This window comes from Paenibacillus sp. FSL R7-0331, from assembly GCF_000758645.1.
Classification (GTDB): Bacteria; Bacillota; Bacilli; order Paenibacillales; family Paenibacillaceae; genus Paenibacillus_AQ; species Paenibacillus_AQ camerounensis.
This window is the reverse complement of record NZ_CP009284.1, coordinates 3,864,444-3,882,224: the sequence shown is the minus strand read 5'-3', so window position 1 is coordinate 3,882,224 and position 17,781 is coordinate 3,864,444. Positions and strand designations below refer to the sequence as shown.

The following is a 17,781-nucleotide window of genomic DNA, read 5'->3' as shown; positions in this document are numbered from 1 at the left end:
TAGGGACGTCACGAAACTGATAGCGTTTTCCTGTCAAATAAGCATTTGATGATAAAAAATGTCTTTGCATATTCATGCGCAGTGATTTATAATAAATCGGTCAAAGAACAACATAGATAACATAATGAGAGAATAGGGGAGATATAAAGATGAAAAAATGGGGTACACTTTCACTGGGTATGCTGCTTGCGGCTTCACTTCTGGCAGGCTGCGGCAACAATAATGATAATGCGGCTACAACTGACAACGCTGCAGGCAATACCGGAGCTGCCGCTACTAAGACTCTGACACTGGGCACCAGTGCAGACTTCCCGCCTTACGAATTCCACAAAGTCATCGACGGTAAAGATACAATCGTAGGCTTTGATATTGATATTGCCAAGGACATTGCAGCTGATATGGGCGCTGAGCTTGTAATCAAGGATCTGCCGTTCGATTCCCTGCTTAACGAGCTGTCAAGCGGCAGAATTGATCTGGTTATTTCCGGCCTTAGCCCGACAGAAGAACGCAAAAAAGCTGTTGATTTGTCTGATATCTACTACAAAGCAGAGCAGGCGGTAGTTGTACGTGAAGCCGATAAAGATAAATATGCCACTATGGATTCCCTGAAGGGAGTCAAAATCGGCGTTCAGACCGGTTCCATCCAGGAGGACATTGCCAAAGGTATCGAAGGCGCACAGCTGACCTCTCTCGGTAAAATCTCTGAAATCGTCCTGCAGCTGAACTCTAACCGTGTTGACGCTTCTATTATGGAAGGACCGGTAGCCAAATCCTTTGTCAAAAATGTTGATGGACTGGTTATTACCGATGCCAAGCCTGAGGTTGAAGATGACGGTTATGTAATCGGCGTGAAGAAGGGCAATACAGAGCTGCTTGACCAAGTGAATACTACATTGACCCGCCTGAACTCCGAAGGCAAGATTGACGAGTATGTAGCGGCAGCAAGTGAGCTTGCTGAGAGCGAATAAGTTTTTAATATAAGTAAACATTGCTCTTTAAGTAGAAAATAGCGGTAACACGCTGTTTTCTATTTTTTTGAAAAGGATAGGAAGAGGAGGTTTTGCCGTCAAATGGATATTTTAAATATGGCTTATGAATACCGCAATTTTTTCTTTGCAGGATTAAAGTATACCTTGCTGCTGGCTGTGCTCGGCGTATTCTTCGGCTTCGTGCTGGGGATTATCGTCTCGCTGCTGCGCATGTCCAAATGGAGAGTGCTGCGTTTTATCGCAACCGCCTGGGTTGAATTTTTACGCGGTACGCCAATGCTGGTGCAGCTGTTCCTGATCCATTATGGCCTGCCGGAATTCGGGCTGGAATTCTCTCCGATTCAATCGGGGGCGATTACCCTAACGATCAACAGCTCGGCTTATCTGGCAGAAATCTTCCGCGCCGGTATTCAGGGCGTGGACCGGGGCCAGGTGGAGGCGGCGCGTTCGCTTGGGATGAAGCAGGGGATGACCATGCGCTACATTGTGCTTCCACAGGCACTCAAGAATGTGCTTCCGGCGATCGGGAATGAATTCATTACGATTATTAAGGAATCCTCCATTGTGTCGATGATCGGGGTAGCGGATCTGCTCTTTCAGGCAAGAACCATTACGACGATTACCTATGAAGGCTTGACGCCGCTGGTTGTCATTGCTGTGATGTATTTTGTACTGACATTTACCTTGTCCAAGCTGCTGGGCATACTCGAACGGAGGCTGAATACGGATGATCACCGTTAAGAACCTGCAGAAGCATTTTGGCAAGCTGGAAATTCTCAAAGGAATTGACCTGGAGATTAAGAAAGGTGAGGTTGTTGTTGTTATCGGTCCCAGCGGATCGGGCAAAAGCACCTTCCTGCGCTGTCTGAACCTGCTGGAGGAGCCGACCGGGGGCGAGATTACCTTTGAAGGCCAATCCATTACCGGCAAGAAGCATGACATCAATCAGACCCGTGAAAAAATGGGCATGGTGTTCCAGCAGTTCAACCTGTTCCCGCATATGTCCGTCCTGCAGAACATTATGCTTGCCCCGCAAAAAGTGAAGAAGCAGCAAACCGCGGAAGCCCAGAAGATCGCCGTTGATCTGCTGCGCACGGTAGGACTTGAAGACAAACGCGATGCTTATCCGGCACAGCTGTCCGGCGGTCAGAAGCAGCGCATTGCGATTGCCAGGGCTCTGGCGATGCAGCCGCATGTGATGCTGTTTGATGAGCCTACCTCGGCACTTGACCCGGAAATGGTCGGAGAGGTTCTGGAAGTAATGAAGAAGCTGGCCGAGCAGGGTATGACCATGGTTATTGTTACCCATGAGATGGGCTTTGCGCGTGAGGTAGGCGACCGTATCCTGTTTATGGACGGCGGGTTCATCGTCGAGCAGGGGACTCCGGCTGAGGTATTCGGGAATCCGCAGCATGTCCGGACCCGGGATTTCTTGAGTAAAGTGCTGTAATAAAGGTATAACGGCCTCTGGAGGATTATCCGGGAGCCGTTTTTTTTGGCTTATTATTTTGGCGGGCGGGCTATTGGGTGATATAGTATAACAAATGGCCAATCAACTTGAAAAGGAGTACATACAGATGAGAGATGAACTATGCCGGATTGGCATCATTGATATTGGTTCCAACTCTATCCGACTCGTGATTTATGATACAACCCCGGAAGGAGGCTACAAAATAATCAAGGAGTGCAAGTACTCTGCCCGTCTGAGTGAAAAGATTACCAAGGAAGGCAGACTGGAGCGGAAGGATATGGATACTGTTATTCCGGTTCTGCGCCAGTTCAGGGAGATATGCAGTGCCTTCGGTGTAGAAAAAATCCGCGCCGGAGCCACAGCAGCAATCCGGAATGCTGCCAACTCCTCTGAAATTATAGAGTATTTATCGTCAAACTCCTCGATTACAATTGAGATTATCAGCGGCTATCAGGAGGCCTACTTCGGATTTCTGGGGGTTATCAATGCCTCTGACGTGCAGGACGGATTCGTTATTGATATCGGCGGTGGCAGCACGGAGATTACCCTGTTCCGCGGACGCCGGTATCAGCACAGCATCTCTTTCCCTTTTGGTGCAGTCAATACGAATCTGCTGTTCAGCCACAACGGGAACTGGAATGCAGAGCAGATCAAGAAGCTTCAGGCCTATGTAACCGGAAGACTGGTTGAGCATGACTGGCTGGGAACAGGAGCCGGGCTCCCGCTCTACGGCCTTGGAGGTACGCTCCGGTCCCTTGGCAAGCTGGATCAGAGGAACAGGGATTATTCGCTGCCGAATTCACACGGCTACACCTTATCTGCTGAAACGGTCAACCGGTTTATGGAGATTCTGCCGGCGACGCCCTTTGATAAGCGCAAGGATCAGGACGGGCTGTCCAAGAGCCGTGCAGACATTATCGTATCCGGGCTGATTATCTTCCATACCGTGTATCACTACATCGGGGCAAGCCAGGCGGTAATCAGCGGCGAGGGGCTGCGTGAAGGGATGCTGCATGATCTCCTGCGGCCGGAGCAGCCCGTGCGCGACAGTGCGCTGGAATTCAGCCTGGATACTATTGTCCGCTTTGACATCCACACCTCCAAGCAGCATTTGGATCATATTCATAAGCTGGCATTGCGCTTGTTCAGCGCTTTTGAACCGGGAGGGGACAAGGCAGAGCAGGAGATGCTCATCTATGTCTCTGTGATGCTGCATCGTACAGGCTCCAATATTAACTATTATCAGTCCAAGCGGCATACCCGTTACTGGCTGATGAATTCACCGATCCGCGGCCTGACACACCGCCAGCTGATTCTCTGCGCAATGATTGCTTCGTACAGCACAAAAAACCGGAAGCAGAAATTGTCCCTGGCGCATAAGGACATTTTGCTGGCTTCCGACGAAGAGCTGATTCATAAGCTGGGAACACTTGTGCAGCTAAGCATCGCGCTGGATAGTACCGAGATCGGTATCATCCGCGATCTAAGTGTCCGCCTGCACGGCGGAACACTCGATCTGGAGCTGCATGGCACGACAACTGTGCTTATCGGCCAGGAGGACATTGAGAACGCCCTGAAGGCGTTCAGGACTGCTTGGTCGGTGAAGGTAAAGCTCGGCTACTTTTCCAGCGTCTAACATCCATAGCGGCGAACTGGCTCCGGAACGGGGCCTTTTTGTCGTCCGGACGCTCATAGTATCCGTTCGGCTGGAGAAAGCTTGCTTTCATGTTGTCCTTGAGCGACATATCCAGCACCTTTACAATCTCTTTCTTGATAACGGTGTCCTTCACCGGGCACATCAGCTCTATCCGCCGGGTGAGGTTGCGGGTCATCCAGTCGGCGCTGGACAGATAGATCTCAGGATCGCCGCCGTTCTCAAAGTAATAGATGCGGGAGTGCTCCAGGAACCGGTCCACTATGCTGCGTACTGTAATCCGCTCACTGAGGCCTTCAATGCCCGGACGGAGGCAGCAGACGCCGCGTACAATCAGGTCGATGGACACTCCGCTCTGGGCCGCGCTGTACAGGCTGTCTATGACCTCCTGGTTGGACAGGGAATTCATCTTGGCGATAATCCGTGCCGGCCGTCCGGCAGCGGCATGCTCGGCTTCGCGCATAATCAGCTTCTGCAGCGACAGGCTCATATTGGTAGGGGCGACGATAAAAGCGTTCCAGTTATAGTTGGCCGAATAACCGGTCATCTGGTTGAACAGCTCGGAAGCATCAAGGCCGATTTCGCTATTCGCTGTAAACAGGCTGAGGTCGGTATAAGCCTTGGCGGTGCTGTCATTATAATTTCCCGTGCCGACGTGGACATAGCGGCGGAGCTCGTTGCCTTCCTGGCGGACGATAAGCGTGACTTTGGCATGTGTTTTGAGGCCCATAAGACCATAGACAACATGACAGCCTGACTGCTCCAGCTTGCGCGCCCAGGCAATGTTGCGTTCCTCGTCGAACCTGGCTTTTAGCTCAACCACAACAGTTACCTGTTTGCCGGACTCGGCAGCATGGGCAAGCGCAGCAATCAGCGGAGAGTTGCCGCTTACGCGGTACAGTGTCATTTTGATGGCCATTACATACTCGTCCTCTGAAGCCTGGGTGATAAAATCAACCATGGCATCAAATGATTCATAAGGATGGTAGACAAGTACATCCCGCTCACGCAAAACCTCGAAGAAATCCTCATTCTCATCAAATTCTGCCGGATACTGCGGCTCAATCGGGGAATCGAACAAATAATTGAAGCCCTTCAGACTATTAGCGAAGCCGCGCAGGAACCCGAGATCCAGCGGACCGTCAATTTCAAATACGAAATCCTCCAGTTCGAATTCAGCCTGCAGCTGTTCGAGGGCATACGGATGGATGCCTTTTTGAACTTCAAGACGGGCCGGTACGCCGCGCCGGCGTTTGCGCAGCTCCTTTTCAATCTCCTCCAGCAGATCCTCCGCGCCTTCCTCATCAATGGTCAGATCGGAATTCCGGGTCAGCCGGAACTCATTGACCGCTACAGGCTCGTAACCGCTGAACAGGGTCTGGATATGATGGCGGATCACATCTTCAATGAATACGAACTGGCGTTTTTTACTGTTAGAACGGTGGGGCAGAGGAATACATCTAGGCAGATTAGACGGAATTTGCAAAATAGCAAAGTAAGGCTCCTCATCCTGCGTGCTCTTGCGGGTAAGCACAACGGCCAGATAGATGAACTGGCTGTGAACAAGCGGAAACGGCCGGCTCTGGTCAACAGCCATCGGCGTTAGAACAGGGAAAATGATATCGCGGTAATACTGCTCAATAGACTGCTCCTGCGCATGGGTGAGATCCTCATAATTGACGAATACAATGCCTTCCTTATGCAGATTCCGGGACAGATCACGGAAGGTGCGGTACTGGTCGGCGATAATTTTAGTAACACGTTTAATCAGGCGTTTGTATAAGCCCGAGGGCGTATATCCTGTAAAATCCTTTTTGGTGTAGCCTGCCCGGATCTGATCCTGAATGCCCGCGACACGGACGCTGATAAATTCATCCAGGTTGCTTGATACGATTGCCAGAAATTTAGCGCGCTCCATCAGCGGATTCTCAATATCCTGCGCTTCCTGCAGTACCCGGCGGTTAAATTCAATCCAGCTCAGGTCCCGGTTAAGATATGCGGTTGCAGGACCGCTTTGTATGTTCTTTTTTTCATCTGTAGTCACGTTGATAGACCCTCCAAGTATGCTTCAGTATCTAATAAAAACCTTATTCTATTATTCTACTATTTGCAAAAGCGAGAAATGTTAACTCTGTGTAAAATTTTTGACGGCTGGCTGACGGACTTTCTAATATATTGATAAATTCATTAGAATTTATGATCATCAAGTAATGAATATCGTCCTCCAAACCGCGAAGGTTAACGCATTTCTAACAGAATGGTAACATTTTCATAGGCATTGGTTACAAAATTGTGATATATTCGTTACTGTCAGTTAACAAAGCACTGCACTTTAGATGCCGGATAAGATGAAGGTACGTAAGTCCAGAGTTACTTCGGTGTGAGAAAGGGAAATTCCTGCACACCCCATTAATGAAGGAGGCACATATGAAGACCAGATTCAGAGCCGTTACATTATTAGCTGCCGCTATAGGGATCAGCACACTGCTGCATTCAGCACCCGTACAGGCAGACAGCGTACATATCGCAGGAGGAAGTACTACCTATTATACTCTATCAGGTTATTATGGCATAAGCGTCGATGAAATTATGAATGCTAATCCGGGTGTTACAGCGGGTAATATCTATCCGGGCCTGAGCCTTACGATTCCCGGAGTTACCTCTCCCAAAGCAACAGCTGCGCTCAAAACAACAATTGAAACAGCAGCCGTCACTCAGGCCTCGGTTATCTCGGCCAGCCTGAACGTCGAAGCAGCTACCAATACTGTCGAGGCCTGGGGCAAGGAATTCAGCTATGCCAAGGTGATTCAGGTCAAAGCCTCCGCTTATTCCTCCGCTGCCAGTGAGAACGGTGAATGGGGGGCTGTCGATTATTTTGGAAATCCGCTGAAGCTGGGTACCATTGCAGTTGATCCGAGCGTAATACCGCTTGGAACCAAGGTGCTTGTGACAGGACACTCGCATCCCGGATTACCGAAGATGGCTTTTCTGGCTATAGCTTCGGATAAAGGCAGTGCTATTAAGGGCAACCGGATTGATATATTTATTCCGGGCAGCCAGAGCTCAGTTGCAGAATTTGGTTATCAGTACGTAAATTTGTTCATTATTGAATAGCATTTGAGGTAAAGATAATGAACATCATCATTCTTTACCGCACAAAACGGATACCGTCCTGACACAGGGGGTATCCGTTTTGTTTGTTTATTTATTCTTGGAGACCTGCAGCATATGAGGCACCGTCACAAATGTATATCCCCTTTTACGCATGATTGTAATCACCTCAGGCAGCGCCTGAATGGTTCCCTGCAGATTGCTGCCCCTGCCGCCGCCCCCGTGCTGCAGAATTATTGCCCCCTTGCCTGCATGGGCTACAATATTGTTCCTGACCTGGGCTTTAGACAGGCCCCGCCAGTCCAGAGAATCCACATTCCAGTTCACCAGCTTGTAACCGTGTGCTTTGGCCCACTTCAGCTGCGGCTCGCTGATATCCCCGTAGGGAGGCCGGATCAGCCTCGGCTTGTAGCCGGCCAGTGCCGAGAGGATATTTTCAGTGCGGATAATCTGGGTGCGGAATTCATTCATTCCCAGCTTGCCGAACTCAGGATGATTATAGGAGTGGTTTCCAATGACATGTCCTTCACGTATAATCCGCGCAATGAGCTCCGGGTGGCGTTCAGCCCTGCTGCCGACTACAAAAAAAGTGGCTTTCACCTGATATTTACGCAGGACATCCAGCAGCTGAGGAGTAAACCGCGGGTCTGGAACATCATCGAAGGTCAGCGCGATCATTCTGGTCCGCGGGCCCTGGGTCAATAGGGTCTCCGGATATTTACGGATCAGCTGGCTTAAGGTCAGCCCTTTGTTACGCTTACTGCGCCGGGCTGCAGCAGCTTTCAGGGGGGAGTCTGCAGGGATAGACTGCGGTGTATCCTTCTCCTCCTTTTGAAGCTGTTCCGGTTCCGGAGCCATAGTGCAGGCAGAGCCGGAGACGGCATCAGCATAACCGGAGGAGCTAATGCTGCCGGCAAACAGCAGCAGAAGACAGAGCAGGATATGTAGCTTCCGGTTTTTTAGCAGCTGCTCCATACAGCCTCGCCTCCTTTTAACGTTGTATTCGCCTCTTAAAGCTTCTATCTTCCAGGATCGCTGATTCCATTGTTATCCCCAGCCGTCACGGTATTTATGCCGGACTTTGAGCGGGATGCAAAGTTTCACCACTGTCTTTATTCCGTGTATACTAAAGTTATCCGGGAGTTTAGCCCGGCAATGAAAAAAGCTGAATGAAGGAAGGGAACGGAAATGTCAGAATTGTTCACCCCGTATGAGTTAAAGGCGCTCACTTTAAAAAACCGGGTGGTTATGCCCCCGATGTGCCAGTATGCAGTAGATATGGAGGATGGCGTACCTAATGACTGGCATTTTGTGCATTATGTCAGCCGTGCGGTCGGCGGCACCGGCTTTATTATTGTAGAGATGAGCGGAATACATCCGGATGGACGGATTACGAATAAGGACACAGGCATTTGGGACGACGGTCAGATTCCTGCTTTCCGTAAAATAACAGATGCAGTCCACGCCTACGGCACCAAAATTGCCATTCAGCTGGGACATGCCGGACGCAAGGCGCAGGATGCCAATCCGCCAGTGGCGCCTTCGGCAATTGCTTTTGATGATCGGTCGAAAACCCCGCAGGCGCTAAGCGCCGAGGGCATAACCGAGATGATTGCCGCTTACAGGGACGGGGCGAGGAGAGCGGTAGAGGCAGGCTTTGACACGGTAGAGCTGCACGGTGCACACGGATATCTGATCCATCAGTTCCATTCTCCCCTGACAAATATCAGAGACGATGAGTACGGGGCTGATCCGTTTCTGTTCGGTGAACAGGTTGTCCAGGCGGTAAAGGAAGTGCTGCCGCCGGAAATGCCGCTGATCATGCGTATTTCCGCCAGAGAGTATGTTGAAGGCGGCTATGATGCAGCCTATGCGCTGGAATTCTGCCGCCGCTATAAAGCGGCCGGTGTGGACATGTTCCATGTCTCTTCAGGCGGTGAAGGTCCGATTGGCTCGGCAGGTGTGCCGAATGCCGGACCGGCATATCAGGTAGATCTGGCAGAGTATATCCGCAGCGGCCTGCAGATTCCGGTTATTGCTGTCGGCAAGCTGGATGACTACCGTGAAGCACAAGCGGTTATTGAGGAGAAAAAGGCAGAGCTGGTAGCAGTCGGAAGAGCAATGCTGAGTGATCCTTATTGGGCGCTGCATGCAGAAGAGGCGCTGGGCGGAGTAGATAAAGCCAATGTGCCGGTGCCATATGAACGCGGAGTATGGAAAAGAAAATAGATTATTAACAATGTGAAGTAAGTCACAGATTTTCAGCTTCTTCTAAGGCATGGTTAATAAGATAAAATTTGAAGGAGCTTGATAACGTGGCGACGGTAATCAGTAACGAGCGGCTGGCTAATGGAGTATATCACCTTCGGGTTGAAGGGGATCACGGCGGTAAAATGGGTCAATTCTACATGCTGCGGGCATGGGGAGCCTATCCGCTGCTGTCGAGGCCTCTCAGTATACATCAGGTGAATGATGACGGTGTGGAATTTCTGTATCATGTTGTTGGTGAGGGAACCGAAATTTTTGCCGAACTGACTCCCGGAGATGCCATTCAGCTTGAAGGACCCTTTGGTAACGGCTTCCCTGAAGTAGAAGGGAAGGTTGCCCTGATCGGCGGAGGCATCGGGATCGCACCGCTGTATTATTGCGCACGGCAGCTTCCTGACAGTGATGTGTATCTGGGCTTCAGCAGAGAAGCCTTCCGTACAGAGGCCTTCCGGCCTTTGGCGGCTGAACTTACCGTTGACGTCGGCGGACTTATTCTGAATAGTGTGGATTTTAACAGCTACGACCATATCTTCGTCTGCGGGCCTCAGCCGATGCTGAAGGCGGCTCAGATGAAGGGTGCCGCAGCCGGAGCCGGCGGCAGAAACCCTAAAGTGTATCTGTCTCTGGAGAACCGGATGGCCTGCGGAATAGGAGCCTGCCTTGTCTGCAGCGTATCCTGCCGTGACGGACAGCGGAAGGCTTGCACAGACGGACCTGTATTCCTTGCTGAGGAGGTTGTTTTTCATGATTAGTACTTCGGTTAATACAACAGCGACAATTGCTGGTGTTCATTTTAAGAACCCGGTCGTAATGGCTTCAGGGACCTTTGGCTTCGGCAAGGAATATGGCAAGCTGTATGATGTTGACATATTGGGGGGAATCTCCGGCAAGGGGCTTACTCTGCAGGCCAAGGCCGGTAATGCGGGCATCCGGGTATATGAGACAGCATCCGGTCTGCTGAACAGTGTAGGACTTGAAAATCCGGGCGTTGAGGCCTTCCTGAGCAAGGAGCTGCCTTACTGGGAGACACTGGACACCGCACGCATCGTGAATCTTGGCGGCAATACGCTGGCAGATTATGTCCTCGGGGCAGAGCTGATCCAGCGGGATGCTAATCAGCGGGCGCTGGAGGGCAGGAAGGCTGTAGACATGATAGAGCTTAATATTTCCTGCCCTAACGTCAAGGAAGGCGGAATTGCGTTCGGTGTCAAGACACCGGCCGCCAAGGAGGTTGTCCGTGCAGTGAGGGCCGCTACAAGCCTGCCGCTTGCTGTAAAGCTGTCACCGAACGCTGAGGATATTGCCGAGATGGCCGAGATGTGTGAAGCGGAGGGCGCAGATGCTGTTTCGCTGATTAATACCATATCCGGGATGAAGATTGACGTGCGCCGCCGCCGGAGCGTATTCAATAACCTGTATGCAGGCCTGTCAGGCCCTGCGATTAAGCCGGTTGCCTTGCGGATGGTGCATCAGGTTGCTAACCGGGTAACCATCCCGGTAATCGGAATGGGCGGTATTACTTCAGCGACAGATATTATTGAATTCATTATGGCCGGCGCTACGGTTGTCCAGGTCGGAACCTATAATTTCATGAACATGCGGGCCGGCAGCACGCTGGTTGAGGAGCTGCACCAGTTCATGCTGGAGGAGAACATTTCGTCCCTGGATGAAATCCGCGGGATTGTCTAAATCCTGCTTGAGTGAGACAACCGCCGGAACTAAGGTTAATATTATAGACAGGGGGAGCACAGTTGCCACGGGAGACACAGGAGTTTGATGATATTGAGCTGTCAGCCATTCAAGCCGGAGCCGACCTGCTGCTGCTCATTACAGGCGGTGTCCGCCATATCGGCGCTGCAAGCACAGCCTTCATCGACGGGGGGGCAGTGAGCGCGGGGACAACAGCCGTTCCCCATCATAAGGAACATACGATCAGTGAGGACATCGCCCGCAGAGCTGCCGCTGCGCTGAACTGCACGGTAACGGTTGTGATGGGCATTCACTATGATCATTTGAGTAAAGAAGGCATCATGCAAGTCGTCAGGACGGTTAATAATAAAGTGGATCAATATTTGGCGCAACAAAAATGAAACGATATTGGCACTCCCTGCGTAAAAGAATACCAAGTGAGCAGTTAACTTTTATTTTGGAGGAATGAACCATGTCTATATTTAAACGTTTGCGTGATTTGACCATGTCCAATGTGAATGCCATTATTGACAAAGCAGAAGATCCAATCAAGATGACCGACCAATATATCCGTGATATGACGGAGGATCTTGAGGATGCGGAGAAGGCGGTAGCCGCCCAGATCGCGATTGAGAAGAAATTCAAACAGCTGTACGAAGAGCAGGAAGCCCTTGTTGCCAAGCGTAATCAGCAGGCTCACACCGCAGCCCAGGCCGGTAACGTTGATCTGGCCCGCAGAGCGCTGGAAGAGAAGAAATCGGCTGAAGCGAAGCTGGTCGAATACAAGGCAAGCTTTGATCAGAATAAGGCTTCTGCGGACAACCTGCGTGCCAAGCTGGATGAAATGCGCAAGCAGCTTACCCAGATGAAGAACAAACGCGAGACGCTGGTTGCCCGTTATAATGCAGCCAAGGCACAGACTGAAATTAACAAGGCAATGAGCGGATTCAGCTCTGATTCGGCATCAGCCGGCCTGAAGCGGATGGAAGAGAAGATGCTCGCTGCTGAAGCGCAGGCTGAAGCCAGCAACGAAATGAACTCAGGTACGAAGTCGCTGGACGATGAGTTCGAGAAGCTTGGCAAGGATCAGGCTGTAGAAGACGAGCTCGCAGCGCTGTTGAAGCAGTACGACAAGCAGTAACATAAGATAAGCCGGTCCTGAGCCGGTTACAGCAGGCGGAGGAGAGACGGAAGCAGTATCTCCTTCGCCTTATCTATGCTTGCTGTAGCGGACAGGTAAAATGAACAAGCGGGGGCTAATGAAATGGATTTCCATACGCTGGTGTCCATGGTTGTGTGGACGGTGAGCGGCGCAGTGCTGCTATTTGTGCTGATGTACGTGGATTCGCTGTTTACCCGTTATAACGATCTGGAAGAAATGAAAGCAGGTAATATGGCAGTTACAGCCCGTTTTCTGCTGAAGCTGCTGGCGCAGGGGTATATTCTGTCTTGCTCTCTCGCTTCATCGAGCAGCCTGGGAGATGCACTTATCGTATCCATCGTATCCTTCTGTCTGCTGTTTATTGTAGAAAAAGCCGTTGAGCTGCTGCTCGGGAAATGGGGCAAAATCGACCTCGATCACGGAACGCGTCTGGGTAAAATCGGATACGGTCTGCTGGCAGGCTTTCTTCACCTGAACGGGGCTCTGATCATAACTGCTTTTATCCGCGGATAATACGGAATCGTAAGCTTCACAATCATTAAACCACTTATTAAAGGATGATGGAACTTGAGCATCTGGAAAAGAATCGGCAATCTCTTCTCCAAGCCTCCGGCACCGGAAGCGCCCAAAAGCATGCTGAATCTCGCCCCCGGAGATATCTGTGAAGTATCTCTGGTTACCTACGAGGTAACCGGGCGGACGAAGACCACCGGACGTAATGCCGTCGTGCTGACACTGCGGGACGGCAGCCGGATTGCCTATCTGCATGTTGAAGAGCGGGAACAGCTGCAATACGCGCTCTATCAGCCGATTGACGGGCGTCTGGACAATCCGGCAGAGGTGCCGGCAACGCTGGAGCTGGACGGATACACCTTTCATCTGGAGGAAGAATACGAAGGCTACGCTGCGGTTACCGGCCAGACTCCTTATATGAACGGCGGAACCCAGCATGTCTGGCAGTACCAGTCAGATGATTACAGGCTGCTGCGGGTGGAGTGGCAGAACGGACGTTTTATGCTCTACGACGGGGAGAAAATCATCCCGGCCGATGTCCGGGTCATCCGGGCAACTTAAGCTTACACAGCCGATTAAAGAAGATAGGATGCCTGTGCGGTTCCGCAAGGCGTCCTTTTTGTGCTTTTATAGCTGTAAATTTAACTTTATACCGTCCCATGTTAATATAGTGTGAGAAAAACATCAGGAATAACGGAGGTAGTCATGGACAGACACCGGGATAAAAAGGATCAGAAGTTCCAGCGTAAAGCACTGCAGGTGCAGGAAGCCCAGGCACGGGTAATGCAATATGCCAAGCCCCTCGGTTCAGAGGAAGTACCGCTAAGCCAGAGCTGCGGGCGTGTACTGGCAGAGCCGTTGACTGCGCCTCATCCGTTTCCGGCGTTTAACCGTTCGGGTATGGACGGGTATGCAGTTATAGCTGCTGATACTGCAGCCTGCAGTACGGAGCAGCCGGTATGGCTTGCGGTCGTGGATAACATCCCGTGCGGCTCAGTGCCTTCAGCAGAGCTAACATCCGGTACAGCAGCGCGGATTATGACGGGAGCTCAGGTGCCGGAAGGTGCAGATGCCGTTGTGATGGTTGAGATCACCGAAACCAAAGAAATGGACGGGCAAGTGTATGTAGGTCTCCGCAAACCGCAGCAGGCGGGCAGCAATATTACACCTCAAGGTTTTGAATTAAAAGAAAGCGAGCAGGTGCTTCCGGCAGGACGTTGCATCTCGGCCGGGGATATCGCCGTGCTTGCTGCCTTCGGCGTGCCTATGGTTACAGTTCACAGGCGTCCGAAAGTGGCTGTTTTTGCGACGGGATCGGAACTGCTGGAGGTGGATGAACCGCTGCAGCCCGGTAAAATCCGTAACAGCAATTCGCCGATGCTGGAGGCGCTGGTCAGAGAGGCCGGCGGAGAGGCGGTTATGCTGGGGGCGATTGCTGATGATCTGGAGCTGGCACGCAGCAGGGTGCAGATGGCGCTTGAGACCCACGATTTGGTTATCACAACCGGGGGAGTCTCCGTCGGCGACTATGATATTATGGGTGACCTGGTGCGTGAAAAAAGCAGTGAAATGCTGTTCAACAAGGTTACCATGCGTCCCGGAAGTGTTACGACCGCAGCTGTACGCGGAGGGAAGCTGCTGCTCGCTCTGTCCGGGAATCCCGGAGCAAGCTTTGTAGGGTTCCATCTGTTTGCCCGGCCAGTCATCTCGCTGATGCTGGGAATGACCCAGCCTTTGCTTCCGGAATGGACTGCCGTTATGGGTGCAGATTATAGCAGAGTGAACAATTATACCCGGTTTGTACGGGCCAGGCTGGCAGTCCATGACGGAGTTGTCCAGGCCTATCCGGCAAATATCGATGAGTCCTCTGTTATGGTTACCATTAAGGACAGCGACTGTCTGATCGTTGTTCCGCCCGAAGTACGCGGACTTAAGACCGGGGATAAAGTGAAGGTATTGAAGCTTCCGGGTGAGCTCCGCGGGCAGGAATGAGAGGGGGAAGTACGATTGCAGCGCAGGAAAAATAACATTAATGGCGGAGGGCAGTACCTGCAGCAGACGCACAAACGGCGCGTTCGGGGAGTACAGGTGAGTAGAACTACTTTCTTGCAGTCAGCGGGGAACAGAGATACAGTGAGCTTGAATAAACCGGCTGTATGCCAAATTGTCGGCTACAAAAACAGCGGAAAAACCTCCTTGGTCTGTGGGCTTATCCCATTACTAAGTCAGGAGGGTAAGCGTGTAGCTGTCATTAAGCATGACGGCCATGATTATGACATGGATCATCCCGATACAGATACTTGGAAGCATAGACAAGCCGGCGCAATGGCGGTTGCCATTACGAGTGCAGCACGCACATCTGTTATTGAAGAGCAGGGCAGCAGCCTGCAAGAGCTGATTGCGGGTTTTTCCGGCTATGATTACGTTCTGGTGGAAGGCTTCAAGCAGGAAGCTTACCCGAAAATAGTGCTGATAAGACAGCATGAAGACCTTGAATTACTACAGCAGACCCGTAATATTGCCGCAATAGCGGCATGGGAACGAATGATCCCATATGTCTGTACAACAGCTCAACAGCAGTGTGAACAGATTTTTGAAATCAATGATATTGCGGGCATGGCTGATTTTTTATACAATCAACGTTCAAATTTTTAAAATTTCAACATATGAAAAATTCACAATAGTTTTACAGAAAATTAGCATGCTGCTGATCAGCAGCTATTTAACACCTGTATAAAGGAGGGGCGGCGCCAGACCCCTGGTTAGGGAAACGGCACCGCCCGCGCAAAACGTAAGATTAATGTAAGTATAAAAGGTGATAACTGTGGACCAGAGGCTAATGTGCCTTCATACCAGTCCAATGCTCAGGCCGGACCAAAGATCCGGGAAGCTTCGTAGCCGCATCCCCCTTGGCGGCATTCACCTGAAACTGGGTCAGGAACAGACTGCTGGTAAGATCAGCGCCGCAGATATTGGCATCGCGGAAATCAGCTCCGATCAGATCCGCTGCCCGGAGGTCTGCTCCGCTAAGGTCGGCGGCGATAAGCCAGGCCCCGCGCAGGCTGACCCCGCGCAGATCGGCTCCTTTGAGCCGTGCTCCGATCAGGTCAGCACCGCGCCCGTAGGTTTTCTGGCGCTTAGGCGCCGGCTGTAGCTCTCTCCGGGCAGCTTCTCTTGTAAGCTCGCTTGCCTTAATCAGCAGTTCATTAACCTCCTGGCGGAGTACAGGGATATCAAGTGAGAGCAGTGATTCCGGGTCAAGCAAGGTAAGCTGCTCTGTCCGGTCCCATGCAGCAGCCAGTGAGGCATGAACGGGCTCTGCGGCCGGCCAGCCAAGCGCCTCAGCTATGTACCACAGCAATTCGTGAAGCTGGCGCATTACCGGGAAGACCTCGAACATCTGGCCGGCAGTCGAAGGGGCTTTACGCCAGTCAGCTCCGCCATAAGTGGTCAGCGATACTTTTTGTCCAGCGCCGAAGCAGTCATATACGGTGCAGCCGCGCATGCCTGACTCTCTCAGCCGGGTATGAATCCCGCAGCGGAAATCCTCCTTCAGGTTGTGGCAGGGCTGACCGGCCGCTTTATCCATTGCAAAATCGGATGACAGGGCAAAGGGCAGGGCAGCACAGCATAATCCGAAGCATTGTTCACAGTCCGTGCGCAGACTGAGCCGCTTTTCTCCGGCAGAACAGCTTGTAAATTCTTCTTTTTCAAACAACGAAATTCCCTCCAGCAATATAACTAATGATTAATAATAGATAGGTATTAGTGCCATTATAGTGATCGGCTCAGCTGTCCTGACGACGCTCGATCGCTTCAGACATCGTTTTGTCTGTCAGGTGGGCATAGACCTCAGTCGTTTCTGTTGAGGCATGTCCAAGCTGCTCCTTTGTCTTGTAAATATCATTCTGCAGATAGTAGTCGGTAGCGAAGGAATGGCGCAGCTTATGGACGGTGAGATAAGGCTTGCCGAAACGTTTGGCGTATTTGATAATCATCTCTTGAATCGCCCGCTTAGTCATGCGTTTACCTTCCTTACTGCCGTTGGGGAGTGCAATGAAAAGCGCTTTTTCACGTTTTGGCGTTTTGTAACGGGCCTGGCGGAGGCTCAGATACTGGGCCAGATCGTCTTTGGCCTGCTCACGGAAATACACCGGAGTCTTGAAGGTTTCATCGTTATTACCTTTACGGTATACATAGAGCAGCTTGTTGTTTACATCCAAATCGTCGATATTCAGATTAACAACCTCTGATACCCGCAGTCCTGAATTAAGGATCAGGCTGGCAATACAACCATCCCGTTCCCGGTTTTGCTGGAAGGAATAATAGGCCTGCTTGTTAGATTCCACATCCTGACCGTAGCCTTCATAAATATAGCCGACGAACTCCAGCAGCTCCTCCTCCTCAAGGATTTTGCCTTTAAGCTTGGCGGCGGTGTCCTTAGGCTTATGGATGCGTTTGATTTCGACTTTGGCCATAATATTGCGTTTCAGCAGCGGATAAAAATTCTCATCCTCGGCAATCTGGCTCAAATAATGGAATAGGGAGCGCAGGGCAGACAGCTTGCGGGAGACTGTAACCCTGGAGTTGGCACTCTCAGCGCGGGTAGTCAGATACAGGCGGTAGCCGACAATGCTGTCCATATGAAGCGTTTCCAGTTCCAGTAGGGTAATGCCTGCATTACTGTCCGCAGCGGACAGCCCCTCTGCCCGGAGCCAGCCGAAAAAGGATTCATAATCCCGGATATATTCCAGCAGGGTGGAGGGGGACAGATCCGGACGTTTAAAGTCAATGAACTGCTGGACAAACCAGGGCATGTGAACTACACGCTGATCCAGATGTTTGCGGTCACTGTTTTTTTGAATGCTGATGACAATCACCTTTTTCTAAGTTTGCAATTTTATAGGAAATAGGGCTGTATGTT

At 51.3% G+C, this 17,781-nt stretch carries 18 protein-coding genes; 14 read left to right on the top strand and 4 right to left on the bottom strand.

Annotated elements, in window-relative coordinates:
* Window positions 1-149 precede the first annotated feature (149 nt).
* From R70331_RS32100 to R70331_RS16325, 4 genes are all read left to right on the top strand, one after another.
* Window positions 150-968, top strand: a complete 819-nt coding sequence (locus tag R70331_RS32100; RefSeq protein ID WP_042177265.1) for a transporter substrate-binding domain-containing protein — start codon at window positions 150-152, stop codon at window positions 966-968.
* Between the two features lie 102 nt (window positions 969-1,070).
* On the top strand, window positions 1,071-1,730 hold the full coding sequence (locus R70331_RS32095) for an amino acid ABC transporter permease (RefSeq protein WP_042177263.1): 660 nt from the start codon (window positions 1,071-1,073) through the stop codon (window positions 1,728-1,730).
* The gene (locus R70331_RS16330; RefSeq protein WP_042177262.1) at window positions 1,717-2,439 is read left to right on the top strand and encodes an amino acid ABC transporter ATP-binding protein; all 723 of its coding nucleotides are present in this window, start codon (window positions 1,717-1,719) and stop codon (window positions 2,437-2,439) included. The genes R70331_RS32095 and R70331_RS16330 overlap by 14 nt, the downstream gene beginning before the upstream one ends.
* Window positions 2,440-2,566: 127 nt before the next feature.
* Complete coding sequence (locus tag R70331_RS16325) at window positions 2,567-4,096, top strand: Ppx/GppA phosphatase family protein (RefSeq protein WP_042177260.1); 1,530 nt, start codon at window positions 2,567-2,569, stop codon at window positions 4,094-4,096.
* Here the strand turns inward: R70331_RS16325 and ppk1 are convergent.
* Entirely contained in the window at window positions 4,044-6,158 is a 2,115-nt protein-coding gene (gene ppk1, locus R70331_RS16320; RefSeq protein ID WP_042177258.1) for a polyphosphate kinase 1, read from the bottom strand. The two genes, R70331_RS16325 and ppk1, sit on opposite strands and share 53 nt — an antisense overlap.
* Window positions 6,159-6,541: 383 nt before the next feature.
* Between ppk1 and R70331_RS16315 the strand changes: the two genes are divergently transcribed.
* Window positions 6,542-7,228 carry a 3D domain-containing protein gene (locus R70331_RS16315; protein ID WP_052419087.1) on the top strand — a complete coding sequence of 229 codons (687 nt, stop codon included), beginning with the start codon at window positions 6,542-6,544 and terminating at the stop codon, window positions 7,226-7,228.
* A gap of 87 nt (window positions 7,229-7,315) precedes the next feature.
* On the opposite strand, the gene R70331_RS16310 is transcribed toward R70331_RS16315, so the two are convergent.
* Window positions 7,316-8,200 (bottom strand): polysaccharide deacetylase family protein, encoded by an 885-nt coding sequence (locus tag R70331_RS16310; RefSeq protein ID WP_081947638.1) that lies wholly within the window; start codon window positions 8,198-8,200, stop codon window positions 7,316-7,318.
* A 213-nt stretch (window positions 8,201-8,413) separates the two neighbouring features.
* Here R70331_RS16310 and R70331_RS16305 point away from each other — a divergent pair, with 213 nt between their 5' ends.
* The 9 genes from R70331_RS16305 to mobB all read left to right on the top strand — a co-directional run bounded on the left by R70331_RS16305 (window position 8,414) and on the right by mobB (window position 15,512).
* The gene (locus R70331_RS16305) at window positions 8,414-9,454 is read left to right on the top strand and encodes an NADH:flavin oxidoreductase/NADH oxidase (protein WP_042177254.1); all 1,041 of its coding nucleotides are present in this window, start codon (window positions 8,414-8,416) and stop codon (window positions 9,452-9,454) included.
* An 86-nt stretch (window positions 9,455-9,540) separates the two neighbouring features.
* Window positions 9,541-10,245 carry a dihydroorotate dehydrogenase electron transfer subunit gene (locus R70331_RS16300; RefSeq protein WP_042177253.1) on the top strand — a complete coding sequence of 235 codons (705 nt, stop codon included), beginning with the start codon at window positions 9,541-9,543 and terminating at the stop codon, window positions 10,243-10,245.
* Complete coding sequence (locus tag R70331_RS16295) at window positions 10,238-11,182, top strand: dihydroorotate dehydrogenase (protein WP_042177251.1); 945 nt, start codon at window positions 10,238-10,240, stop codon at window positions 11,180-11,182. The genes R70331_RS16300 and R70331_RS16295 overlap by 8 nt, the downstream gene beginning before the upstream one ends.
* 62 nt (window positions 11,183-11,244) lie before the next feature.
* Window positions 11,245-11,583 carry a prenylated flavin chaperone LpdD gene (locus tag R70331_RS16290; protein WP_042177249.1) on the top strand — a complete coding sequence of 113 codons (339 nt, stop codon included), beginning with the start codon at window positions 11,245-11,247 and terminating at the stop codon, window positions 11,581-11,583.
* Window positions 11,584-11,654: 71 nt separating this feature from the next.
* On the top strand, window positions 11,655-12,323 hold the full coding sequence (locus R70331_RS16285) for a PspA/IM30 family protein (protein WP_042177247.1): 669 nt from the start codon (window positions 11,655-11,657) through the stop codon (window positions 12,321-12,323).
* A gap of 123 nt (window positions 12,324-12,446) precedes the next feature.
* Window positions 12,447-12,857, top strand: coding sequence for a DUF350 domain-containing protein (locus R70331_RS16280; RefSeq protein WP_042177246.1), 411 nt, complete (start codon window positions 12,447-12,449; stop codon window positions 12,855-12,857).
* 54 nt (window positions 12,858-12,911) lie between these two features.
* Window positions 12,912-13,418 (top strand): DUF4178 domain-containing protein, encoded by a 507-nt coding sequence (locus R70331_RS16275; protein WP_042177245.1) that lies wholly within the window; start codon window positions 12,912-12,914, stop codon window positions 13,416-13,418.
* Between the two features lie 144 nt (window positions 13,419-13,562).
* Window positions 13,563-14,849, top strand: coding sequence for a molybdopterin molybdotransferase MoeA (locus R70331_RS16270; RefSeq protein ID WP_042177243.1), 1,287 nt, complete (start codon window positions 13,563-13,565; stop codon window positions 14,847-14,849).
* 15 nt (window positions 14,850-14,864) lie between these two features.
* A complete protein-coding gene (mobB, locus tag R70331_RS16265) occupies window positions 14,865-15,512 on the top strand; it encodes a molybdopterin-guanine dinucleotide biosynthesis protein B (protein WP_052419086.1) in 648 nt (215 codons plus the stop codon).
* Window positions 15,513-15,693: 181 nt separating this feature from the next.
* Here mobB and R70331_RS16260 read toward each other — a convergent pair whose 3' ends face one another.
* On the bottom strand, window positions 15,694-16,575 hold the full coding sequence (locus R70331_RS16260; RefSeq protein WP_042177240.1) for a pentapeptide repeat-containing protein: 882 nt from the start codon (window positions 16,573-16,575) through the stop codon (window positions 15,694-15,696).
* A 70-nt stretch (window positions 16,576-16,645) separates the two neighbouring features.
* Window positions 16,646-17,728 carry a tyrosine recombinase XerS gene (xerS, locus tag R70331_RS16255; RefSeq protein ID WP_042182786.1) on the bottom strand — a complete coding sequence of 361 codons (1,083 nt, stop codon included), beginning with the start codon at window positions 17,726-17,728 and terminating at the stop codon, window positions 16,646-16,648.
* Window positions 17,729-17,781: the final 53 nt, after the last annotated feature.